General features: G+C 64.9%; 19 protein-coding genes and 1 pseudogene. 15 read left to right on the top strand and 5 right to left on the bottom strand.

Translation table 11 applies throughout. The features are described 5' to 3' along the window. Positions 1 to 241 precede the first annotated feature (241 nt). From QA640_RS41165 to QA640_RS41185, 5 genes are all read left to right on the top strand, one after another. On the top strand, positions 242 to 994 hold the full coding sequence (locus QA640_RS41165) for an ABC transporter ATP-binding protein (protein ID WP_283043045.1): 753 nt from the start codon (positions 242 to 244) through the stop codon (positions 992 to 994). Further along, a complete protein-coding gene (locus QA640_RS41170; RefSeq protein WP_283038312.1) occupies positions 991 to 2,514 on the top strand; it encodes a permease in 1,524 nt (507 codons plus the stop codon). Before QA640_RS41165 ends, QA640_RS41170 begins: the two co-directional genes overlap by 4 nt. Before the next feature lie 92 nt (positions 2,515 to 2,606). Beyond that, positions 2,607 to 3,419, top strand: coding sequence for an MBL fold metallo-hydrolase (locus QA640_RS41175; protein WP_283038313.1), 813 nt, complete (start codon positions 2,607 to 2,609; stop codon positions 3,417 to 3,419). 71 nt (positions 3,420 to 3,490) lie between these two features. After that, a complete protein-coding gene (locus QA640_RS41180; protein WP_283038314.1) occupies positions 3,491 to 4,435 on the top strand; it encodes an EamA family transporter in 945 nt (314 codons plus the stop codon). Between the two features lie 76 nt (positions 4,436 to 4,511). Beyond that, positions 4,512 to 5,036, top strand: a complete 525-nt coding sequence (locus QA640_RS41185; RefSeq protein WP_283038315.1) for a hypothetical protein — start codon at positions 4,512 to 4,514, stop codon at positions 5,034 to 5,036. 72 nt (positions 5,037 to 5,108) lie between these two features. Here QA640_RS41185 and QA640_RS41190 read toward each other — a convergent pair whose 3' ends face one another. Continuing rightward, complete coding sequence (locus QA640_RS41190) at positions 5,109 to 5,564, bottom strand: cupin domain-containing protein (protein WP_283038316.1); 456 nt, start codon at positions 5,562 to 5,564, stop codon at positions 5,109 to 5,111. A 186-nt stretch (positions 5,565 to 5,750) separates the two neighbouring features. Here QA640_RS41190 and QA640_RS41195 point away from each other — a divergent pair, with 186 nt between their 5' ends. After that, positions 5,751 to 6,104 (top strand): hypothetical protein, encoded by a 354-nt coding sequence (locus tag QA640_RS41195; protein ID WP_283038317.1) that lies wholly within the window; start codon positions 5,751 to 5,753, stop codon positions 6,102 to 6,104. A 6-nt stretch (positions 6,105 to 6,110) separates the two neighbouring features. On the opposite strand, the gene QA640_RS41200 is transcribed toward QA640_RS41195, so the two are convergent. After that, positions 6,111 to 7,367, bottom strand: a complete 1,257-nt coding sequence (locus QA640_RS41200; RefSeq protein ID WP_283038318.1) for an aminopeptidase — start codon at positions 7,365 to 7,367, stop codon at positions 6,111 to 6,113. Positions 7,368 to 7,732: 365 nt separating this feature from the next. Here QA640_RS41200 and QA640_RS41205 point away from each other — a divergent pair. Next, positions 7,733 to 7,827 (top strand): annotated as a pseudogene (locus QA640_RS41205) (BA14K family protein); the annotation flags it as partial. A 241-nt stretch (positions 7,828 to 8,068) separates the two neighbouring features. Beyond that, a complete protein-coding gene (locus tag QA640_RS41210; RefSeq protein WP_283038319.1) occupies positions 8,069 to 9,628 on the top strand; it encodes a winged helix-turn-helix domain-containing protein in 1,560 nt (519 codons plus the stop codon). Positions 9,629 to 9,696: 68 nt separating this feature from the next. On the opposite strand, the gene QA640_RS41215 is transcribed toward QA640_RS41210, so the two are convergent. Together QA640_RS41215 and mddA are read right to left on the bottom strand one after the other, a co-directional pair. After that, positions 9,697 to 10,119 (bottom strand): GFA family protein, encoded by a 423-nt coding sequence (locus tag QA640_RS41215; protein ID WP_283038320.1) that lies wholly within the window; start codon positions 10,117 to 10,119, stop codon positions 9,697 to 9,699. Between the two features lie 47 nt (positions 10,120 to 10,166). Then, positions 10,167 to 10,955, bottom strand: a complete 789-nt coding sequence (mddA, locus tag QA640_RS41220; RefSeq protein ID WP_283038321.1) for a methanethiol S-methyltransferase — start codon at positions 10,953 to 10,955, stop codon at positions 10,167 to 10,169. 133 nt (positions 10,956 to 11,088) lie between these two features. Between mddA and QA640_RS41225 the strand changes: the two genes are divergently transcribed. From QA640_RS41225 to QA640_RS41255, 7 genes are all read left to right on the top strand, one after another. Continuing rightward, entirely contained in the window at positions 11,089 to 12,624 is a 1,536-nt protein-coding gene (locus tag QA640_RS41225; RefSeq protein ID WP_283038322.1) for a winged helix-turn-helix domain-containing tetratricopeptide repeat protein, read from the top strand. Between the two features lie 96 nt (positions 12,625 to 12,720). Next, a complete protein-coding gene (locus QA640_RS41230; protein ID WP_283038323.1) occupies positions 12,721 to 13,041 on the top strand; it encodes a hypothetical protein in 321 nt (106 codons plus the stop codon). Positions 13,042 to 13,265: 224 nt separating this feature from the next. Then, a complete protein-coding gene (locus tag QA640_RS41235; RefSeq protein ID WP_283038324.1) occupies positions 13,266 to 13,997 on the top strand; it encodes an outer membrane beta-barrel protein in 732 nt (243 codons plus the stop codon). A 165-nt stretch (positions 13,998 to 14,162) separates the two neighbouring features. Further along, on the top strand, positions 14,163 to 16,304 hold the full coding sequence (locus tag QA640_RS41240) for a methyl-accepting chemotaxis protein (protein WP_283038325.1): 2,142 nt from the start codon (positions 14,163 to 14,165) through the stop codon (positions 16,302 to 16,304). Positions 16,305 to 16,442: 138 nt separating this feature from the next. Further along, positions 16,443 to 17,504 carry an MBL fold metallo-hydrolase gene (locus QA640_RS41245; protein ID WP_283038326.1) on the top strand — a complete coding sequence of 354 codons (1,062 nt, stop codon included), beginning with the start codon at positions 16,443 to 16,445 and terminating at the stop codon, positions 17,502 to 17,504. 278 nt (positions 17,505 to 17,782) lie between these two features. Beyond that, positions 17,783 to 19,012: a 5-aminolevulinate synthase gene (gene hemA / locus QA640_RS41250; protein WP_283038327.1), complete on the top strand. Its 1,230-nt coding sequence runs from the start codon at positions 17,783 to 17,785 to the stop codon at positions 19,010 to 19,012. A gap of 444 nt (positions 19,013 to 19,456) precedes the next feature. Further along, complete coding sequence (locus QA640_RS41255; protein WP_283038328.1) at positions 19,457 to 22,966, top strand: PAS domain-containing hybrid sensor histidine kinase/response regulator; 3,510 nt, start codon at positions 19,457 to 19,459, stop codon at positions 22,964 to 22,966. A gap of 36 nt (positions 22,967 to 23,002) precedes the next feature. Here the strand turns inward: QA640_RS41255 and QA640_RS41260 are convergent, their stop codons facing one another. Then, entirely contained in the window at positions 23,003 to 23,674 is a 672-nt protein-coding gene (locus tag QA640_RS41260; protein WP_283038329.1) for a response regulator transcription factor, read from the bottom strand. Positions 23,675 to 23,796: the final 122 nt, after the last annotated feature.

Raw genomic sequence — 23,796 nt, forward strand, 5'->3', positions numbered from 1 at the left:
ATGCGATCGGCGGCTCTTGGCGGCCGTCTCGTCGCATCTTGTGTCCAGTCGTCCGCAATCATATGAGTCGCGGAAAGCATTTGCCCGGCGCAATTCAGCCTGAACCGCCGAGCGCTGTCAATAAAACGAGAGGCGGATGCATCCGTGCCGGATCAAGGAATTTGTGGCAGGATGATTCACCGTGCCGAAACATCTTCAGATCAAGGTCGCAAGCGATGCGGAACCGTATGGTGTGGCCGTCATGAAACCGGACAGCTCGGCGCTGAGCGTACGAGGGTTAACGAAGAGTTTTGACCGTTTGGCCGTCGATTCCCTCGATCTCACCATTCACGCCGGCGAATTCTACGCGCTGGTCGGCCCCAACGGCGCCGGCAAGACCACCACATTGCGCATGGTCGCAGGGCTGCTGCGGCCCGATGCCGGCGCCGTGTCGATCTTCGGCATCGATGCCCTCGCCGATCCCGTGGCCGCCAAGCAGGTGATGGCCTGGGTGTCGGACGAGCCCATGATTTATGACAAGCTGACGCCGCTCGAATATCTCGAATTCGTCGCCGGTCTCTGGGGCATTGCCCCCGCCCTATCCGAGCCGGTCGCGCAGGAGCTATTGATCTCGCTCGGCCTTGCGCCGCACCGGCACGAGCGCTGTGAGGGATTTTCCAAGGGCATGCGCCAGAAGGTTGCGCTGGCCGGCGCGCTGGTCCACGCCCCCCGCCTCATCATTCTCGACGAGCCGCTGACAGGGCTCGATGCCGTCTCCGCCCGCCATGTGAAGGGCCTTTTGACCGAGCGCGTTCGCGCCGGCTGCACCGTGATCATGACCACGCATATTCTTGAGGTCGCCGAGCGCATGGCGGACCGCATCGGCGTGATCGCGTCAGGTAGCCTCGTTGCCGAGGGCACGCTCGCCGAGCTGCGTCAGCAGAACGGCCACACCGACACCAGCCTCGAGGATCTCTTCATCGCGCTGGTCACGCTGGAGGCTGCCGCGGCATGAGCTCGGCGACCGCGCTCTCATGGTTTGCTCGCCACGAGCTCCGCCTCGCCTGGCGCGAATGCCTCGCGATGATGACAGGCCAGCGCAAGCGGAAGCGCGCCGCCGTGATCGGCCTGATCGCCTTTGCCGCACTCCTGCACCTGCCGGCCTGGGCCGTGATCGGCCGCTTCGCCGGACTTCGGTTGCCGCTCGACAAATCGTCGCTGATCGTAATCACGGCGACGATCGCGCTCGCCTGGTCGCTGATGCTGTCGCAGGCGATCGAATCGGTGACGCGGGTGTTTTACGCCCGCGCCGACCTCGACCTCATCATGTCGTCGCCGGCAACGCTCTCCAACCTGTTCTCCGTGCGCATCGCCGCGATTGCGCTCGCGATCACAGCGATGGCGCTGCTGTTCTCGACGCCCTTCATCGATGTACTGGTGATCGGCGGCGGGCCGCGATGGCTCGCGGCCTTCGGCGTGGTGGTCGCCATGGGGCTGTCGGCCGCGGCCATTGCGATCGCGATCACGATCCTGCTGTTTCGGGTGATCGGCCCGGCGCGGACCCGCTTCATCGCGCAGATCCTGGCCGCAATCATCGGCGCCGGCTTCGTGATCGCGCTCCAGATCGCCGCGATCATCTCCTACGGCACACTGTCGCGCTTCGCGGTGCTGACCTCTGATGCCGCGGCCGCCCATGCGCCCGATGTCGACAGCCTCCTCTGGTGGCCCGCGCGGGCGGTGATGGGCGACAGCGAGGCGCTGACGCTGCTGCTCGCGCTCGGCCTCGTCATGCTGGGCGGCGTGATGGCGCTGTTCTCGGGCCGCTTCGCCGATACCGCCATCGACGCCGCCGCCCACGGCGCGACCGGCCGCCGGACCACGCGCGAACGGAAATTCCGCACAGGCAGCCGGCCACAGGCGCTGCGGCGCAAGGAGTTCATGCTGCTGTGGCGCGACCCCTGGCTGATCTCCCAAACCTTGATGCAACTGCTTTATCTGGTGCCGCCGGCGCTTCTGCTGTGGCGGAGCTTTGCCGACAGGTCTACGGCGCTCGTGCTGATCACGCCCGTGATCGTGATGGCGGCGGGGCAGCTTGCCGGCGGTCTCGCATGGCTGACGATTTCGGGCGAGGACGCCCCCGATCTGGTCGCGACCGCCCCGCTGCCGGCCTCGCGCGTCATGCGCGCCAAGATCGAGGTCGTGCTGATCGCGATCGCCATGATCTTCGCTCCGCTCGTCGCAGCACTTGCCTTTGCCTCGCCGCTCCAGACAGCGACCACAGCGGGCGCGATCATCGTCAGCGCGGCGTCCGCTACAGCGATCCAGCTCTGGTTCCGCGTGCAGGCGCGGCGCAGCCAATTCCGCCGCCGCCAGACCTCGTCGCGCATTGCGACCTTTGCCGAGGCCTTCTCCTCGATCGGCTGGGCGGCCACAGCCACGCTGCTGCTCGCGATGCCAGTCGCCGGCGCCATCAGCGGCCTGATCACCGCGGGCCTCGTCGCCGCTACCTGGAAGTTCAGTCCGCAGCGAGAGTGAGGCTTGCGACACTGACGCGCTGTTGATTGCGTCCCATTGGCTGCAGACCGGATTGCGCGTTAGACTTCCCCGACGTCATCGGGGACGGATCCATGTGGCGATTCCTTTCCGCGGTCCTCGCGCTGTTCGGCACATTCCTCACGCCTGCCGTCGCGCAACAGCCACAGCGCAGCGAGTGCCTAGCAATGGCCAACGCAACGCCGCGCGCACTGCCGGTCGCCTTTCAGCGGGCGGCGAATGCGGCAGAGGTCGAGATTACGTACGCCGGCCATTCCACCTATTTCATCGACACGCCCGGCGGCTTGCGCATCGCCACCGACTATAGCGGCGCCTATCAGGTCGGCCGGCTGCCCGATGTCGTCACGATGAACCGGGCGCACAGCACGCACTACTCGTTATATCCCGACAAGCGCATCCCCCATGTGCTGCATGGCTGGGGCGAGGACGGCAAGCCGGCGGTGATCTCGGAGCGCATCGGCGACACCTTCATCCGCAACGTCACCACCGACATTCGCCGTTACTTCGGCGACGATACCGGCACCGACATGATCCGCGACGGCAATTCGATCTTCATTTTCGAAGTCGCGGGCCTCTGTATCGGCCATCTCGGCCATCTCCACCACAAGCTCGACGACAGCCATTTTGCTCAAATCGGCCGGCTCGACATCGTCATGGTGCCGATCGACGGCACTTACACCATGTCGCTCGACGGCATCTCGGAGATCACGAAGCGCCTGCGAGCTTCCGTCGTGCTGCCGATGCACCGATTCGCCACGCCGCTCGACGACTTCATGCGCCGGATCGGTCGCGACTTCGAGATCGACCGGCGCCTGCAACGCTCGTTCCGGATCTCGCGCGATTCGCTGCCGGGCACGCCGACGGTGATCATCCTCGACGGCGTGTGAGCAGCGCAAAGCCGGAACGCATGAACCTCCTCCGACTTGGTTGCCTTGGATCATCTTCGAGCGGAGCAATCATGAGCAGAAGGTTCCTGGTCATCGGCTCATTTGCGGCCATCTACCTGCTGTGGGGTTCCACGTATTTCGCCATCGCGCTGGGCCTGAAGTCGATTCCGCCATTTCTGCTGATGGCGCTTCGCTCGTTCTGCGGCGGCATCTTATTGCTTGCCCTGAGCGGCCGCCAGGTCGCGGGCACGTCCTTGCAGACATGGTTGCAGGCGTGCTGGTGCGGGCTGCTGTTCTTTGTCGGCTGCCACGGCGTGCTCGCCTTCGCGCAGCAATCGGTTCCTTCAGGCGTCGCCGCCATCGTGCTTGCCACGATCCCGTTCTGGATCCTGCTGATCGATGTCTTGTTCCGCGGCGATCAGCGTCCCCGGCCGATTGCATTGCTTGCGCTGGTGCCCGGTTTCTTCGGCGTTGGACTCGTGGCATGGCAAAATGTCGAACAGGCCGGCATCAGTATTCTTCCCGTCGTCTGGCTGCTGGCTGCGGCCCTGTCATGGTCGATCGGCACCGTCCTGTCCCGAGGCATGTCGAGCCAGGCATCCGCCATCCTGCTTTCGGGCATGCAGCTATCGATCGGCGGCGTCGTGTTGTTCGCGATCAGCTTGCTGACGGGCGAGATCGAGGGCTTCACGCCGAGCGACGTCTCGATGACTTCGGTTGCGGCAGCGCTTTGGCTGATCGTCTCCGGTAGCGTGATCGGGTTCGCCGCCTACAACTGGCTGCTGGAGAACGTTCCGACGTCGCTGGTGTCGACCTATACTTTCGTCAATCCGGTGGTCGCCGTGCTGCTCGGCACCGTCGTGCTCGGCGAGCCGTTTTCGCGCATGATGCTGGTTGGCGCGAGCCTCGTCATTGTCTCCGTCATCGTCATCTGGCGAGCAGAACGCTCAGGCAGCCGCCGGACCAAAGATGAGGCCGACCGAGGCATCAGGCATCTGTCGCTGCGCAAGACCTGACGATTGCCGACGGCAATTTTCTCCAAGCGGTCTGCGGTCCGATCGTGCTGATCTTCCCGCGACAGTGGAGATCGACATGAGCGACTTTGCCAGATTGTTGCATGCGAGCGGACCCAGCCCCGATCACGCCGCCGCGCTGCAACTCTACGGCCAGTTCATTGGCGATTGGGATGCCGAGATCATCGCGCACGCGCCTGACGGCACCACCCATCGCGCGGCCGGCGAGATCCATTTCGGCTGGGTGCTGGAGGGCCGCGCCGTCCAGGACGTCTGGGTGATCCCGCGCGCCGCAGGCGCACCGCCTTTCCCGATCGCCGGCAACTGGTACGGCACCACGCTGCGGATCTACGATCCGACCATCGACGCCTGGCGGATTTCCTGGTTCGACCCCGGTCGCAGCGTTTTCCGTCAACAGATCGGCCGGCCGCGCGGCGCTGACATCGTGCAGGAAGGTGCCACCGACAGCGGCGACCTGTCACGCTGGAGCTTTACCGAAATCACCGAAAATGCATTCCACTGGCTCGGCGAGGCCAAAACGGCCACGGCACCGGAGTGGCGGCTGGTGGTGGAGGTCAAGGCGCGGCGGCGCGCGCAGTCGTAACGCGAGAAGAGGGGCCGGATTTCATCGCCCCCCCTCTCCTTCAGTCGCTGGGATGCGCTTGGTAAAACCCGGTTAGCCAGCGCCCATGAGCGTCGCGGGACGACGCTCGCCGGGCGAGAGGAACATCCGCTTCAGCTTGTTGACGACACGGGCCATGAAACCGATCAGCGCCGGATTGGTCTTGCGGCAAAAGGCGATCTTCTTGACATGGCCCTCGACATGCCATTTGGCATGCGCACCGTCGCGGAAGAAGATCACGTCGCCGACGCCGTAGCGCTTCGGCGGCATGCCTTCACTCTCGAGCACGATCGACCCTTCCAGGATCATGATGGTCTCGTCGAAATCGTAGTACCAGTTGAAGCGCCCTTCGGTGCACGACCAGATGATGGTCGATGCGGTGCCGTCGGCGCTGGTCGACAGGATGTGCGAGCGCGACACCGGATTGCCTTCGATGATCCAGGACGGCTCGATCGGCCGCAGCTCCAGTTCGACGGCACAGCTTCCGGTTTGAATCAACGCGCGCGACATCGGCTTCCTCTGGGAATAATAGATGACTGGCTGGCCCAGGCCCGGGCCGTTTCAAACAGTGCATGTGACGCTAGTAGCCGTTTTTTAATTCTTCCTTACGCGGGGCCCGAACAATCGCCGCAAGTTGCATGTACGGCGTGCCTAGCGCGTCGATTTGCAAGTGGATTCCGCGCGAATGAACCCGCCTTGCGCGCCGGGATCATCGCCACGACGTTTGAGGAGTTCATCCAGCTCGTCGTCGCCTGCCCCTATTGGCTCGACATCCTCCAATTCTCCGCCGGCGGCGACATCGTGGAGATGCGACGCGCCGCGACCGCGCTTGAGGCGACGCTCGACGACGGAGACGACATCGACGACGCTCGCGACATGATCCGGGATGCGCTCGACCTGCCCGACGCTGATGATCCGGTCGGTTCACTCTATGAAGCGGTCGCCGCGTCCGACGCCATCGTGCGCGCGACGGACGGCAGTCCGTTCACCACGCTCTTCAACCGCTTCACGATCGACAGGAATCCGATGCTGCGCAACGCGGCGGCGTGAGGCCGGTTATTTCGCCCACTCGCCCTTGCGGAACACCGGCTCCTTGCTGCCGTCGGCCAAAATGCCGTCGATGTCGGTCGACGCCGAACCGATCATCCAGTCAATGTGGATCAGGCTCTGGTTGCCGCCCTGCGCCGCGATCTGCTGCGGCGTCAGCTTGGCGCCGTTGACGAAGCACTTCGAATAGCACTGGCCGAGCGCGATGTGCGAGGCCGCATTCTCGTCGAACAGCGTGTTGAAGAACAACAGCCCGCTCTGCGAGATCGGCGAGGAATGCGGCACCAGCGCCACCTCGCCGAGCCGCCGCGCGCCCTCGTCGGTGTCGAGCACCTTGTTCAGCACCTCCTCGCCGCGCGAGGCCTTTGCGTCGACGATCTTGCCGTCCTCGAAGCGCACGGCGATGTTGTCGATCAGCGTGCCCTGATAAGACAGCGGCTTCGAGCTGACGACGTGGCCGTAGACGCGCCGGCAATGCGGCGTGGTGAAGACTTCCTCGGTCGGGATGTTGGCGTTGCAGCTGATGCCGTTCTTGGAGAGCGAGGCGCCGCCTTCCCATTCATGACCATCGGCAAGGCCGATCGTAAGGTCCGTGCCGGGCCCGGAGTATTGCAGCGCGCGAAAACGCTTGCCGTTCAGCCAGTCGGTGCGCTCGCGCAGCGCCGCATTGTGCTGCGCCCAGTTGGCCATCGCATCCTCGCGGTCGACGCGGGACGCCGCGAAGATCGCCTCCGCAAGCTTGCCGATCGCGATCTCCTCGGGATCGTCAGGAAATACCTGCTTCGCCCAGGACGGGCTCGGATAGGCGATGATGTTCCAGTTGGTATCGAAATTGACGATTTTCTCCAGCGCCGGCTGGTAGGCCATGGAATTGGCCTTGCTGGCGCGCGCCACCTTGGCGGGATCCTCGCCCGACAGCAGCATCGGATTGTCGCCGACGATGGCCAGTCGCGCCGTATTCTCCGAGAACGCCTTCGCCATGCCCTCGTAGAGCCAGCCGGCCGCGCAATCAAAACTGTTGTCGTGACCGTGGCGGTAGCGCGCCAGCGTCATCTCTTCATCGGACAGGATCGGCGTGACGATGCCCGCGCCGGCCTTGTAGGCATGCACGGCGATCCGCCGTACCAAGGGCAGCGCGATCGCCGGTGCGGTCAGCAGCAGATCCTGGCCCGGCCGCAAGCCCAGGCCCACCCTCACCGCCACCTCGGCCAGCCGGTCGAGTTTTGCGGGATCGATGGGAGTGGAGGTGTTGCGTTGATCAGTCATGCCGGGTCCCCTGCTGACGGGCTCTGTTCCATCTAAGTCTAGCATCGCACGGCGCAAGTGCGCGAGCCAATTGCGCACCGTGAGCCGAGATACGCAGTTTCACGCATTTTGGTTTTCAACACCTTGCCGGGGCGGCGGCCCGATTGAGCAACGCCAAGGTCATATTTCGGTGAGCCGGCGCTGCGAGCCGATGGCGCGGCTGCTTCAGCGCGGTCGCTGCGAGCCGTCATCCTGTCAAAAGTTTAATCCATCGCCACCGGCGGGTTGCTCTATCGCGACCCGCGAGGTCGTCGATCGGCTTTGCATGACGAGGCGACCTTGATGTTGCAATTTCTGCCGCCCACCTACCAGCACCGCCTGCCGACGATGCCGTCGCCTATTGCATGCAACGCTACCAGTCCGACGATCCGAGCAGCGGCACCTTGCTCGGCAATGACGGCCGCGTCATCCGTGTCCGTGACCACCTCGCCGTAACCGCTGGGGTGGCAATTGCGCCTGTGCCCACCCGCGCAAGCCCCGAATACCGCCCGGTTCCGTCGCCCCGCCACCCATCGGCGACATGGCTGGCATCTCTCCAGTTCAGAGCAACGATCGCGATTGCGATGAACCAAGAGTGCGCCTCGATGGACTCATAGAATCCAGATCCAATTGATATTGCCGTTTCAGATGCTTGATTTCGTCGTGAGGCCAGAGTCGTCGCAGTGCAGTTTCTGTTTAGCGATCATCTACTTGACACCGACAGGCGGGAGCTGAGCCGCGATCAGGTTCCCGTCGCGGTCGAGCCGCAGGTCTTCGACCTCGTCGTTCACCTGATGCGGAATCGCGACCGCGTGGTGACAAAGGACGAGTTGATCGACAAGATCTGGCTTGGGCGCTCGGTCTCGGAATCGACCCTGACCAGCCGGATCAATGCCGCGCGCAAGGCGATCGGCGATTCCGGCGCGAGCCAGGCGTTGATCCGCACCGTCGCGCGCAAAGGCTTTCGCTTCGTCGGCGACGTCGAGATGCGCAACGGCCGTGATGGCTCGGCCGAGCCCGTGAGCCAGGCCAGGGAAACCCCGGGCCTGCCGCTGCCCGATCGCCCTGCAATCGCCGTGCTGCCCTTCACCAATATGAGCGGCGACCGCGAGCAGGATTATTTTTCCGACGGGATCAGCGAGGACATCATCACCGCGCTGTCGAAGCTGCGCTGGTTCTTCGTCATCGCGCGCAACTCCTCCTTCGTCTACAAGGGCCGCGCGGTGCATATCGGCGCGATCGCCCGCGAGCTCGGCGTGCGCTACGTCGTCGAGGGCAGCGTCAGGCGCAGCGGCGACCGGGTGCGCATCTCCGCGCAGCTCAACGACGCAACCACCGGCAGCCATCTGTGGGCCGAGCGCTACGACCGCAGCATCGCCGACGTCTTCGCCGTGCAGGACGAGATCACCGACGCCATCGTCGCCGCGATCGAGCCGCAGCTCTATGCCGCCGAGAGCTTTCGCGCCCAGCAGAAGCCGCCGGGAAGCCTGGATGCCTGGGATCTGGTGATGCGCGCGCTATCGCATTACTGGCGTATCACGCGTGGCGACAATGCCGCAGCCCAAGAGCGGCTCGAGAAGGCGATCGCCATCGATCCGGCCTACGGCAAGGCGCTCGGCCTGCTCGCGACCAGCCATATGTTCGGCGCCCACATGGGCTGGGCCGACATGGCGGCCACTCTGCCGGTCGCGGAGCACGCCGCATTCGCCGCAGTCGAGGCCGATCGCGACGACGCCTGGGCCCATCACGGGCTCGGCTACACCCATCTGTTCCGGCGGCGCTTCGACGACGCCATCGCCGCGTTTGAGCTCGCGCTGCGGCTCAATCCCAATTTTGCCATGACGCATGCCTTTTACGGCGTGACGCTGTGCTATGCGGGCCGCTGGGAGGACGGCGACGCGGCCGCACGCCGCGCACTGCGGCTCAGTCCGCGCGATCCCTTCTCGGCGATCTATTGCGGGGTCGCCGCCTACGCGCAGTTCATCGGCCATCGCTACGAGGACGCGATCCAGTTCGCGCGCGAATCGCTCAGGCAGCGCAGCGATTTCGTCGGGGCCCATCGCGCGCTGACAGCCGCCGCCGGCATGCTCGGCAATCGCGAGCTGGCAGCCTCCGCGCTCGAGGGCCTGCGACGCGCCCAGCCCAACGTCTCCCTCGCCTGGATCACCAGCGAGCTGCCGATGCAGCGCGCCGAGGACCGGGAGCATTATAGCGAAGGCTTGCGGCGTGCGGGATTGAGGTAGCGGCCCTCGTAGAAAGTCGTGTCGTCCGGCATCGACGGGCCCCGTGCCACTCGGCTCGTCCTTCGTTTCTACTCCTTCATCATCTCGCCGCTGCCGCCGAACTCGGCCGGAAAATCCTTCAGCTTCGGCAGGCCGTCGCGCATCGGCAACACGGTGTCGGCGTAGTTGACGTGGACGGCGGGCGTGAACGCCAGCGTCGGGATGACGGCCGTGAAGACGTCGATCAGGCCGAGCGGCGGATGACTGGTCATCAGGTGACCGCCGCATTTGCGGCAATATTTGCGCTGACTGAGCGGCGTCTTGGCGTAGGTGGCAACGTGATCGGCGCCGTCGGTGACGCGAACGGCCTCCGGCTTCCACAGGCTGAACGCGTTGACCGGCCCGCCCGACCACGAGCGGCAGGAGCGGCAATGGCAGTAGCCCATCGCCTCCGGCGCGCCCGTCACTTCGATTGCGACCGCACCGCAGAAGCAGGTTCCGACGTGTTTCATTTGAGTGTTCTCCTTGGACGACGCTGAGAATCAAGTTGAGGCGAAGATCAAACCGACCGGCGCCAGGGAATAAGCATCGATACGCGCTGTTTGTATTGCCGGTACTCGTCGCCGAACAGCGCCACGAGGTCGCGCTCCTCGAGCGTGATGCCGAGCAGGATGTAGAGCGTGATCACGGATGCAAACAGCAGATGGCCCACCGTCATGGTCGGCGCGGCCCAGATCGCGATGATGAAGCCGAGATAGAGCGGATGCCGGACGAATTTGTAGAACATGGGCGTCCTGAAACGCGGCGGCGACGGCTGCTTGTCGACGAGTTGCTGGGTGACCTGCTGCAGACCGAACAGCTCGAAGTGATTGATCAGGAAGGTCGAGGTGAAGACCAGCACCCAGCCGGCGAAGGATAGCGTGACGATGGTCACGGCGACGTCCGGATCCTGGACGTCCCATATGATCGCCGGCAGCGGTCGCCACTGCCAGAACAGGAGCAGCAGCGACAGGCTCGCCAGCAACACATAAGTGCTGCGCTCCACATTCTTTGGCACAAACTGCACCCACCACGCCTTGAAGCGCTGCCGTGCCATCACGCTGTGTTGAACGGCAAACAGCGCCATCAGGAGCAGATTGATGATGACGGCCTCGACCGCAGAGGAATCGGTTCCAGTGTCGATGCTTTTCGGCACCACCAGGCCTATGATGAAGCCGATGGCGTAGAGGATGGTCACGAGAAATACCAGGTAGGCCGCAATTCCGTACAAAAAGGCGATGAACTTGAAGACTTTTGAGCCCGCGACATCCGGGCTGATGGAATGAACTTGGTGATCCAGTTGGGTCATAGACAGCTCCGTTGTGCCGAACGATCGGCACTCATTGGGTCGCTGCACCATGCTGGTTCGGACCTGCCTAAGCTTTTCCGAACGATTTATTTTCGCCTGAGATGACGCTGATTTTTGCTTGAGACGACGAAACGTGCGATTTCACTTTGAAAATCACGTGCTGGACTGCGACCTGCGCGAGTTGACGCGTGACGGTGCTCCGGTTCCATTGCAGCCGCAGGTCTTCGATCTGCTTGTGCACCTCGTCACGCAGCGCGGCCGCGTCGTCACCAAGGACGACCTGATCAGCCAGGTCTGGGATAACCGCATCGTTTCGGACTCTGCGCTGAATAGTCGCATCAACGCGGCGCGAAAGGCGCTCGGCGATGACGGCGCGGCGCAGCGGTTGATCAAGACCATCCCGCGCAAGGGTTTTCGCTTCGTCGGCGAGGTGCTGGAGCAGACACTGGCACCGCCCGCGGCCAAGGCGCCACGGAGCGCGCCCGAGCGGCCGACGATCGCGGTGCTGGCGTTCGAGAACATGAGCGACGACCCCGAGCAGGACTATTTCTGCGACGGGATCGCCGAGGACATCCTCACAGCGCTGTCGAAGGTGCGCTGGTTCCTGGTGATCGCCCGCAACTCGTCCTTCACCTACAAGGGACGCGCGGTGCACATCAGGCAGATCGCCGACGAGCTCGGCGTCGGCTATGTCGTCGAAGGCAGCGTGCGCAAGGCCGGCGGTCGCGTGCGGATCACTGCGCAGCTCAACGATGCCGTCACCGGCAGCCACATCTGGGCCGAGCATTACGATCGCGACCTCGGCGACGTCTTCGCCGTGCAGGACGAAATCACCAACGCGATCGTCGCGGCGATCGAGCCGCAGATCTACGCAGCGGAAAATTTTCACGCCCGGCGCAAGCAGCCGGCGAGCCTGGACGCCTGGGACCTCTTGATGCGAGGACTGTCGCACTACTGGCGCGTGACGCGGCAGGATCATCTGATGGCGCAGGCGCTGCTCGCGCAGGCGATCGCGATCGATCCCGGCTACGGTCAGGCCCAGTCGGTGCTGGCAGCAAGCCACATGTTCGGCGTGCATCTCGGCTGGGCGGACCTTGCGACCGCAGCACCAATCGCGGAAGCTGCCGCGCTCGCCGCGGTCAAATGCGACCATGAGGATCCCTGGGCGCATACGGCGCTCGGCAGCGTCTATTTCTCGACGCGTCGGCTCGACGACGCGGTGTCGGAGTTCGAGCAGGCGCTCAGGCTCAACCCGAATTTCTCGCTGGCGCAGGGCTATTACGCGCTGGCCCTGTCCTATGCCGGTCGCTCGCGCGACTCGTTCGAGGCGGCGCAAAAGGCCATCCGCCTCAGCCCGCGCGATCCGTCGCTCGCGATCTACTACGGCATCGCCGGCTATGCCCGCTTCACCGAACGCCGCTATGACGAGGCGATCGCACTTGCCCGGGAGGCGATCCGCCACCGCGGCGATCTCACCGGCGCCTATCGCGTGCTCGCGGTCTCGGCCGGAATGGCCGGCGATCAGGAACTCGCCGCAACCGCCTTGCAGGAGCTGCGCCGCACCCAGCCCAACATCTCGCTTGCCTGGATCGCGACGCAACTGCCCTGGCGGAGCGGATCGGATCGCGAGCATTATCTGGAGGGATTTCGAAGGGCGGGGTTGGGGTAGAGCGCGGGCACAACCCGCCCGTCGTACCCCCGCCTTCGGCTGGACCCGAATCAGCGTTAGTGCATTCACACGATCGACCGCGTGGACTGGAGTGATATGACGGGCCCCGAACTGAAGCAATTGCGCGCCGACCTGTCGGAGGCTCTCGGCCGGGAGCTCACGGTCGCAGACATGGCCAAGCTGTGCGGCTTGCCGGCCGCGAGCGGGACCGTGACGATCCGGCGCTGGGAGGTACGCGGCCCGAGCGCGCAGGCAGCCAAGGTGCTCGGCGTGCTCGCGATGGCGAGCGAGCGCTATCCGATCCTGGAGAAGTTCGACATCTTCGATCGTCACACCATCGCGGAGAAGGAGCGGCCCGCGCAGCGCGAAAAGTTTCGCCAGCAGATGCGCGAGGAAGTGCGCCGGCGTCTGGCTTAACAAAAGACGGCCGGTCGGCCTCGCAAGCGCGCCGCGTTAAGCCTTCCTTCAGCCTTTCTTAACCCGCCGTTAGGCACGAAAAACATTTGCCGGCCAAGACGTTGGCTTGGCGGCGACTGTGCCACGCATGTGACAGCATTTTAGTCAAAAGCCCGCTATCTGCGAAAGCAACGACAGTGCGACAAGCGCGCCTGCCGGGAATGAAGTGTTGGAGTAAGAAGACGATGAAGAAGACTCTGTTCGCGACCGTTGCGCTGCTCTCCGTGAGCGCGGCCGCGCCCGCCGTTGGTGCCGATCTCGGCGCCCGCCCCTATTACAACAAGGCGCCTCAACCGGCTTATGTCGCGCCGATCTACAACTGGACCGGCTTCTATTTCGGTGCGCATCTCGGCGGCGCGTTCTCGAGCGACAACAATTTCAACGGGCTCTCCACCGGCAACAACAGCAACGGCCGCTTCCTCGGCGGTGTCCAGGTCGGCGCGGACTGGCAGTTCCACCCGAACTTCGTGGTCGGCGTCGAAGGCCAGTACTCCTGGCTCTCGGGAAGCGTCGGCGCGGTGTTCCCGAGCGGCTACGCCTACACCAACGACCAGCGCGGGCTCGGCTCGATCACCGGCCGCGTCGGTTACACCTGGGGCCCGGGCCTGATCTACGTGAAGGGCGGCTATGCCTATTCGGACAACAACGAGACTGTGAAGCTGGGCGGCGCGCCGGTCGCGTTCGCGATCTCGGGCGATCATCGCAACGGTTACACCGTCGGTGGCGGTCTCGAGTACATGTTCGCCCCGAATTGGTCGGCCAAGGCCGAGTACCAGTACTACAATTTCGGCAGCGCCACCTTCACCGCTCCGGCCGCGCTCGTGCCGGCCGGCAGCTTCACCACCGACGATCACACCGTGAAGGCAGGCGTCAACTACCGCTTCAACTGGGGCGCCCCGGTTGCCGCGCGTTACTGATCGCTAACCACAACTGATCTTGCGGAAGGGCCGGCAGTCTTGCCGGCCCTTCTTTTTTCGTCCCGTGGAAAGAGCGCAAGCAATTGCGGCACTTGCGATTTTTTAACTCGCTACTCCGATACTGCCGCCCGCAAAACATAAAGTAATCGGCGTGGGGGAATCTTGATGGCGATCCGTGTGGGCCTGGGCAGATCAAAGCCTCGTGTCTCGTTACCGAAGTGGGGCGTGCGCGGCAGCCTGTTCGCCGCCTTTGCGGTGATCGCGGGCATGTGCCTGGTGATCTCGGCGGGAGCCGGCTACGTGCTGCAAAATCTCGGCGAACGCATGGTCGACCTGAGCGGGCGGGACATTCCGCGTCTCGCCGCAAGCCTGCAACTGTCGGCCCTGAGCGCAAGCCTCGCGGCACAGGGACCGGCGCTGCTCGCCGCGCCGAGCGAGGACGCGCTGAACGAGCGCACCAAGAAGCTGAAGGAATTGCAGCAGCAGGTCCAGCAGAAGCTCGGCGAGATCATCGAGCTCGGCGCTGACAAGGCCGTGGTCGCGGGACTTAACGACATCATCAAGAACCTCAATGAGGCAGCTCAAAGCCTGACCTCGGCCGCGCGCGAGCGGCTCGACGTCGCGGCCCTTCACGACAAGCAATACGATGCGCTGCGCAAGGCGCAGAGCGATTTCGTCGGCGCGGCAAGCCCCGCGATGCTCAACGCCCAGACCCAGGTGAACGCGATCCTCGGCTCGGCGAACCTGTCGGCCGAAGACGCCACCGAAGCCGCGCAGACTGTCGGCCAGCTCGGCAATGTCGTCGCCAGCGGCAATCTCGCGGCCGCCGACATGAGCGCGGCGCTCTCGGCCAACACCGCCGACAAGCTCGACGACATCCAGAAGGAATTCAAGACGGCGCAGGGACGCCTGCGCTCCAACCTCGACCTCTTGCCGGACAATCAGGGCAGCAAGCTGCTGCGCGAGACGGCCGAAAAGCTGCTTGCGCTCGGCACCGGAAAGACCGGCGTGTTCAACCTGCGCGAGAAGGAGCTCGACGCCAACGACTATGGCCAGACCGTGCTCGACGAAACCCGCAAGCTCAATGTCGGCCTCGGCATCAGCGTGCAGCAACTTGTCGAAGGCGTGCAGAAGGAGACCAACGCGTCGACCTTCCAGGCGCGCAGGCAGATTTCGTTCGCCACCATGGTCATGCTGGCGCTGGGCGCGCTGACTTTGGTCGGCTCGGTGCTGTTCGTCTGGCTCTATGTCGGACGCAACATCCTGCGGCGCATCGGCGGACTGCAACGTGCGATGCAGCTGCTCTCGGCCGGCGATCTCGACGCAGAGATCGTCCGCACCAAACACAATGACGAGATCGGCGCCATGACCGATACGCTTCAGGTGTTCCGCCAGAGCATGATCGAGGCCCGCGCACTCTCCAGCGAGCAGGACAAGGACCGCGCCGCCAAGGCCGAACGCGCCGCGCGCATGGAAGCGCATATCGGATCGTTCGAAGGCACCGTGCGCACGGCCCTCGACAGCCTCGCCCAATCGGCCAATTCGATGCAGGCGACCGCGCAAAGCATGTCGTCGACGGCCGACCAGTCGAATGCGCTTGTCAACGCCGTGGCGTCGGCCGCCGAGGAGACCTCGGTCAACGTGCAGACGGTGTCGGCCGGCACCGAGCAATTGTCCTCGTCGATCGCCGAGATCAGCCGCCAGGTGGTCACCTCGGCCGAGATCGCCAAGAAGGCGGTCCACGAGGCCGGAGCGACCGACGCGACCGTGCAGGGCCTCGCCGACAGCGCGAGCCGCATCAGCGTGGTCGTCGATCTCATCCAGACCATTGCCTCGCAGACCAACCTGCTCGCGCTCAACGCCACGATCGAAGCGGCGCGCGCCGGCGAAGCCGGCCGCGGCTTCGCCGTGGTCGCCTCCGAAGTGAAGAGCCTCGCAAGCCAGACCGCGAAGGCCACGGACGAGATCCGCACCCAGATCGCCAGCATGCAGCAGGTCACGACCTCTGCGGTCGGCGCGATCAGGGGCATCGGCCAGATCATCGGCGAGATCAACGACGTGACCACGGCGATCGCCGCCGCCGTCGAGGAACAGGGTGCCGCGACGCGCGAAATCGCCCGCAACATCCAGCACGCCGCGGGTGGCACCAGCGAGGTCTCCAGCAACATCGTCGGCGTCTCCACGGCCTCGGCCGAAGCCCGCGCTGCGGCGACCGACGTGCTGAGCGCCTCCGATGCGCTGCGCCGCGAGGCCAACCTGCTGCGCGGGGAGATCGACGCGTTCCTCAGCAATATCCGCGCGGCGTAGTCGCCGGCGCCGCCGCCATTCCGGGAGCGCGCCTTCCCGGAATGGCTATCCGGGCTACGGAATGACGGCCATGCGAACGCCACCCCACGTGGTTTTTCGGCTGGCGTCCCGCCCCGTGTGCGGGTACCGATAGTGTCCATGCATTCGAAGAGCGACAGCGTGCAGTCCTCCGCCGAGGCCCTGCGCTACCCCTGGGAACAGCATCCCGGCCCCGAAGAGGTCGTGGAGGTGCGGCCCGGCGTGTTGTGGGTGCGGCTCAAGCTGCCGTTCCGCCTCAACCATGTGAACATCTACCTGCTCGCCGACGGCGACGGGTATGCGATGATCGATTCCGGCTTCGGCAATGAGGAGACGATCGAGGCCTGGACGAAGCTGTTCGAGGGACCGCTGAAGGGCGTCCGCATCACGCGGCTTATTGTCACTCACTCCCATCCCGACCATGTCGGGCTCGCGGGCTGGATCGTCGAGCGGTTCAACTGCCCGCTCGAGATGTCGCAGGTCGAATATCTGCAATCGGTCTACCACCAGAATCGCGGCACCGAGGAGCGGCGCAACGCGCAGCGGCTGTTCTTCCGCCGCCACGGCATGGACGAGACGCTGACCGACAAGCTGCTCGGCCGCGGCCAGGAGTATCTGAAGCGCGTGTCGGTGCTCCCCGCCTCCTATCGGCGCGTCTCGCATGGCGACGAGGTCGTGATCGGCACACGCCGCTTCAAGGTGATCACCGGCGGCGGTCATGCGCTCGACCAGATGATGCTGTATTGCGCCGACGACAAGCTGTTCCTCTCCGCCGACCAGGTGCTGAGCAAGATCTCGCCGAACGTCAGCGTCTGGGCGGTCGAGCCCGACCAGAACTCGCTCGGCGAATATCTGGCCTCGCTGGCGAGCCTCACCACCACGCTGCCCTATGACGCGCTGGTGCTGCCCGGCCACGGCGTGCCGTTTTACGGCTTGAAAACCCGCATCAAGCAGCTTGCCGATCATCACGAGGAGCGCTGCCGGCTGATCGCTGACGCCTGCCGCGAGGTGCCGCAGACCTCGTCCCAGCTCGTGCCGGTGGTGTTCCACAAGCACGTGCTCGATCCTCACCAGATGGGCTTTGCCGCGGGCGAGCTGATCGCCCACGTCAACTACATGCTGGTCGAGGGACGGCTGACCGCGCAAGAGAAGGACGGCGTGCTTCAGTTCAGGACGACTTGAACTTCAAACACGAATGCAGCCTTTACTCCGTCCGGCTTGCACCTTGGACAAAATGTCCGTGCTGCCCCGGCGCTGCCGCGCATCTCATGGCGTCCGTTCCCGGGCGGGACACCAAGGCGCTAGCTGGTTGATCCACATCAATAATTGCTGATCGCCGGCCGCTATGAAGGGTCCTGCCCGGCGCATTGCCAAAATGGGCGGGCGCATAGACATTAGAGCTGGAATAGCTCTAAGAAGATGAGCCGCTTGGGTCCTCAAGTTCCGCTGCAGGTCTGCCGATGGATTACAGCCAGTACTTCTCTTCCGCCCTCGACCGCCTCCACGCCGAACGGCGCTATCGCGTGTTCGCGGATCTCGAGCGCATCGCCGGCCGGTTTCCGCATGCGGTGTGGCACTCGCCCAAGGGCAAGCGCGACGTCGTGATCTGGTGCTCCAACGACTATCTCGGCATGGGCCAGCATCCGAAGGTGGTCGGCGCCATGGTCGAGACGGCGACCCGGGTCGGTACCGGTGCGGGCGGCACCCGCAACATCGCCGGCACCCATCATCCGCTGGTGCAGCTCGAGGCCGAGCTCGCCGACCTCCATGGCAAGGAGGCTGCTCTCCTCTTCACCTCGGGCTATGTCTCGAATCAGACCGGCATAGCGACGATCGCAAAACTCATCCCGAACTGCCTGATCCTGTCGGACGAGCTCAACCACAATTCGATGATCGAGGGCATCCGCCAGTCCGGCTGCGAACGGATCGTATTCCGCCACAACGATCTCGCCGATCTCGAAGCGCTCCTGAAGGCCGGTGGCCCGGGCCGGCCGAAGCTGATCGCCTGCGAGAGCCTCTATTCGATGGACGGCGACGTCGCCCCGCTGGCAAAAATCTGCGATCTCGCCGAGAAATACGGCGCGATGACCTATGTGGATGAGGTCCATGCGGTCGGCATGTACGGCCCGCGCGGCGGCGGCATCGCCGAGCGTGACGGTGTGATGCATCGCATCGACATTCTGGAAGGCACGCTGGCGAAAGCCTTCGGCTGCCTCGGCGGCTATATCGCGGCCAACGGCCAGATCATCGACGCCGTGCGCTCCTATGCGCCGGGCTTCATCTTCACCACTGCGCTGCCGCCGGCGATCTGCTCGGCCGCGACCGCCGCAATCAAGCATTTGAAGACCTCGAACTGGGAGCGCGAGCGCCACCAGGACCGCGCCGCCCGCGTCAAGGCGATCCTCGATGCCGCCGGCCTGCCGGTGATGTCGAGCGACACCCACATCGTGCCGCTGTTCGTCGGCGATCCCGAGAAGTGCAAGCAGGCCTCCGACCTCCTGCTCGAGGAGCACGGCATCTACATCCAGCCGATCAACTATCCCACCGTCGCCAAGGGCACCGAGCGCCTGCGCATCACGCCCTCGCCCTATCACGACGACGGCCTGATCGATCAGCTCGCCGAAGCCCTCCTCCAGGTCTGGGACCGCCTCGGTCTGCCGCTGCGCCAGAAGTCGCTGGCGGCGGAGTAGGCTGTTCGCCTTCTCCTTAAATCCAACCCGCTCCGTTCCCGGGGCCTACCCCCTCCCCAACCCTCCCCCGCAAGGGGGGAGGGAGCGCAGCGGTGTCTGCGGCCCGAGCGGACGCCCAAATTCACGTCAGCCCTAGTCTAACGTTGGCTTCGCTCGCGTGGCCGGAAGCTGCCTCAGAGTTTTCCAACCGCATATTGCACTCCCGCCGTTCCCTCCCCCCTTGCGGGGGAGGGCCAGGGAGGGGGATGCCGGGGACTCGCTCAGCAGGCCCGAGACCGCCGCGCGATCGGGTAGCAGCACACCGCCCGGCTTAACGACGATGATGGTTCCTGCGGCAACCGGAAAAATGGCTGTCGCTTGCGGCAGGCTTAAGCGATAGATTTTCTTCGGAAAATGAGATCGGACGCGGCTTGGGCCGCGACGCAAGGGAGAGGTCCCCCAGCAATGCTGCACGACTGGGGTGTGATCGCAGCCGCCTTCGGCTATATCGGCTTCTTGTTCCTGGTGGCGAGCCATGGCGACCGCCGCTCCCAGGCGCGAGCCGGCCGTGCCTCCGGCCTGATCTACCCGCTCTCGCTCGCGATCTACTGCACGTCCTGGACCTTCTTCGGCTCGGTCGGCTTCGCCACCCGCACCTCGACCGACTTCCTGGCGATCTATGTCGGCCCGGTCTTGATGATCGGGATCGGCACCGGCATCCTCCGCCGCGTGATCCAGCTCGCCAAGGCCCAGAACATCACCTCGATCGCCGACTTCATCGGCGCGCGCTACGGCAAGAGCCAGGCGGTGGCGGCAACGGTTGCGCTGATCGCGATCATCGGCTCGGTGCCCTATATCGCCCTGCAACTGAAGGCCGTCGCCTCCTCGCTCGAAACCATCTTGAGCGAGGACCAGGCCTTTTCCCACATCCCGATCCTCGGCGACATGGCGCTGATGGTGACGTTGGCGATGGCGGCCTTCGCGGTGCTGTTCGGCACACGCCAGACCGACGCCACCGAGCACCAGCACGGTTTGATGCTCGCGGTCGCGACCGAATCCATCGTCAAGCTGGTGGCGTTCCTCGCCGCCGGCGCCTTCGTCACCTTCTGGATGTTCTCGCCGCACGAATTGATCGAGCGCGCGATGAAGACGCCGGAGGCGGTGCGCGCCATCAACTATTCGCCCTCGATCGGCAACTTCCTGACCATGACGCTGCTGTCGTTCTGCGCGGTCATGCTGCTGCCGCGCCAATTCCACGTCAGCGTGGTGGAGAACTCGTCCGATGCCGAGGTCGGCCGCGCGCGCTGGCTGTTCCCGCTCTACCTCGTCGCCATCAACGTGTTCGTGATCCCGATCGCGCTCGCCGGTCTCGTGACCTTTCCGTTCGGCGTGATCGACCCCGACATGTACGTGCTGGCGCTCCCGATGGAGGGCGGCAGCGATCTGCTCAGCGTCGCCATCTTCGTCGGCGGATTGTCGGCGGCGACAGCGATGGTGATCGTGGAATGCGTCGCGCTCTCGATCATGGTCTCCAATGACCTCGTGGTGCCGCTGGTGCTGAAGCGGCGGCCCGAGGGCCGCAGCGGCGCCACGGATTTCATCGACTTCCTGCTGCGCTCGCGGCGGCTCGCGATCTTCGCCATCATGGTAATGGCCTATTTCTATTATCGCGCGCTCGGCAACACGCAGCTCGCGGCGATTGGCCTTCTGTCCTTTGCCGCCATCGCGCAGCTTGCGCCGAGCTTCTTCGGCGGCCTGTTGTGGCGGCGCGCCACCGCGCGCGGCGCCATCGGCGGCATGCTGGTCGGCTTCGCGGTGTGGCTCTACACGCTATTCCTGCCGAGCTTCCTCGATTCCTCCACGGCAGGCATCCTGCTGCTCCAGCACGGTCCGTTCGGCATCGAGGCGCTGCGGCCGCAGGCGCTGTTCGGCGCCGACCTGCCGCCGCTGCTGCATGGCGTCGCCTGGTCGCTGTCGCTCAACATCCTCATCTACGTCCTGCTCTCGCTGGCGCGCCAGCCGAGCTCGATCGAGCTCGTGCAGGGCGACCTTTTCGTCCCCAACACGCTCGCGCCGATCGCGCCGAATTTCCGCCGCTGGCGCACCACCGTCACCGTGCAGGACATCCAGAGCACGGTCGCGCAATATCTCGGGCCCGACCGCGCGCGGCATTCCTTCGAGGCCTTTGCGGCACGGCGCAATGTGCGGCTCGAAGCCGGGGCGCCGGCCGATTTCGAGCTGCTGCAGCATGCCGAGCACATGATCGCCTCCTCGATCGGGGCCGCCTCCTCGCGGCTCGTGATGTCGCTGCTGCTGCGCAAGCGGACCGTGTCGGCAAAGGCTGCGCTCAAGCTGCTCGACGATTCCCATGCGGCGCTGCATTTCAACCGCGAGATCCTCCAGACCGCACTCAACCATGTGCGCCAGGGCATCGCCGTGTTCGACGAGGACCTCCAGTTGATCTGCTCGAACCGCCAGTTCGGTGAATTGCTGAGCGTGCCGCCGCACTTCATCCAGTTCGGCACGCCGCTGCGGGAGATCCTGGAATTCATGGGTGCCGGCAACCCGGCGGAAATCGATGACCACGAGGCGATGCTGGCGCAGCGGCTCGTCGCCTATACGACCGATAGCGCGCCGTACCTGGAGCGCCTGCCCGACCGCCATATGGTCATCGAGGTGCTGACCAATCGCATGCCCGGCGGCGGCTTCGTCATCACCTTCACCGACGTCACCCCGTCGTTCGAGGCGGCAGAGGCGCTGGAGCGCGCCAATGCGACGCTGGAAAAGCGGGTGCGCGACCGCACCGAGGAGCTGACACGGCTGAACTCGGAGCTGGCGCAGGCCAAGAGCACCGCCGAAGACGCCAACATTTCCAAGACGCGCTTCCTCGCGGCGGCGAGCCACGACATCCTCCAGCCGCTGAATGCCGCGCGGCTCTACGCGACGAGCCTGGTCGAGCGCCAGCATGGCGGCGAGGAGACGCGGCTGGTCGAGAACATCGACGAATCACTCCAGGCGATCGAGGAAATCCTGGGCGCGCTGCTCGACATCTCGCGGCTGGATGCGGGCGCCATGACGACCTCGATCTCGAGCTTCAAGATCGGCGACCTGATGCGATCGCTGGAGATCGAGTTCGCGCCGATCGCCCGCGCCAAGGGCTTGCGACTGACCTTCATGCCCTGCTCGCTGGCGGTCAAATCGGACCGGCTATTGCTGCGGCGCCTGCTCCAGAACCTGATCTCCAATGCGATCAAATATACGCCGCACGGGCGCGTCCTGATCGGCTGCCGCCGCCAGGGGCCATCGCTGAAAGTCTGCGTCTACGACACCGGCGTCGGCATCCCCACCGTGAAGCGCCGCGAGATCTTCAAGGAATTCCACCGCCTCGAACAGGGCGCTCGGATCGCGCGCGGCCTGGGCCTGGGCCTGTCGATCGTTGAGCGCCTGGCACGCGTGCTCAAGCACGGCATCGCCATCGATGCCAATGCGAGCGGCGGCTCGATGTTCTCGGTGACGGTGCCGACCGCGAAGGCGGTGACCCATACCGCGGCCGTGACCAGCGCCACGCCGCTCGCGCGCGCCCCGATTACCGGCGCACTGATCGTGTGCATCGAGAACGATGCGGCGATCCTCGACGGCATGCGCACGCTGCTCAAGGCCTGGAACGCCGAGGTCATCGCGGTCGCCGATCCTGAAGGCGCCATCAGCGCGATCGAAGCGGCCGGCCGCAACGTGACGGGCCTGCTCGTCGACTACCATCTCGACCGCGGCAACGGCATTGCCGCCATCCGCGACATCCGCCGCCGCTTCGGCGACAATATTCCGGCGATCCTGATCACCGCCGACCGCAGCCCGGCCGTGCAGCTCGCCGCGCGCGAGGAAAAAATCGCCGTGCTGAACAAGCCGGTGAAGCCGGCCTCGCTTCGCGCATTGCTTGGCCAGTGGCGCACGCAGCAGATGGTTGCGGCGGAATAGCGGAGCCCCAGGATGACGGTCCAGGCGCGAAAGACCCTACTCCGTCGGCGAGCCTTGCTTCCACTGGCCACCGGCGATCTTGGCGGCGGCGATCACGGCCTGGGTACGGCTTTCGACGCCTAGCTTTTGCAGGATCGCGGAGACGTGGGCCTTGATGGTCGCCTCGGAGACGCCGAGCTCATAGGCGATCTGCTTGTTCAGGAGACCTTCCGACAGCATCATCAGCACCCGCACCTGCTGCGGCGTCAGCGTCACCAGGCGGTCGCGCAGGCGCATCATGTCGGGATCGGCGGCGGAGTTGAGGTCGATGTCCGGCGGCACCCAGACATCACCGTCCATCACCTTGAGGATGGCATCACGCAGGGTCTCGACGCCGAACCGCTTGGGAATGAAACCGGAGGCGCCGAAGTCGAGCGAGCGGCGGATCGTGGCGCTGTCGTCGGAGGCCGAGACGATGACCACCGGGATCGCCGGATATTGCGCACGCAAATAGATCAGGCCGGAAAAGCCCGAGATGCCCGGCATCGACAGGTCGAGCAAGACCAGGTCGACGTCGGAGTCCTGTTCCAGGAGCTTGGTCAGATCTTCGAAAGATCCGGCCTCGTCGACCCTCGCCGAGGTCAGAACGCCGGCCACGGCCTGGCGCAGCGCATCGCGGAAGAGGGGATGATCATCGGCGATGACGAGGCGGGTTGCGGGAGCGTTCATCGATCTCTTGCTGTCGTTGTGGTCGGGGCCAACAAGTCGTAGCGACGGATCTAATTCTTCCCCGAGCGACCGTGGCATGCAAGCATACATTATCCCTTTGCTGCAAAGGGGTTAATCCCGAT

Origin of the sequence: Bradyrhizobium sp. CB82 (genome assembly GCF_029714405.1) — a bacterium.
Lineage (GTDB): Bacteria > Pseudomonadota > Alphaproteobacteria > Rhizobiales > Xanthobacteraceae > Bradyrhizobium.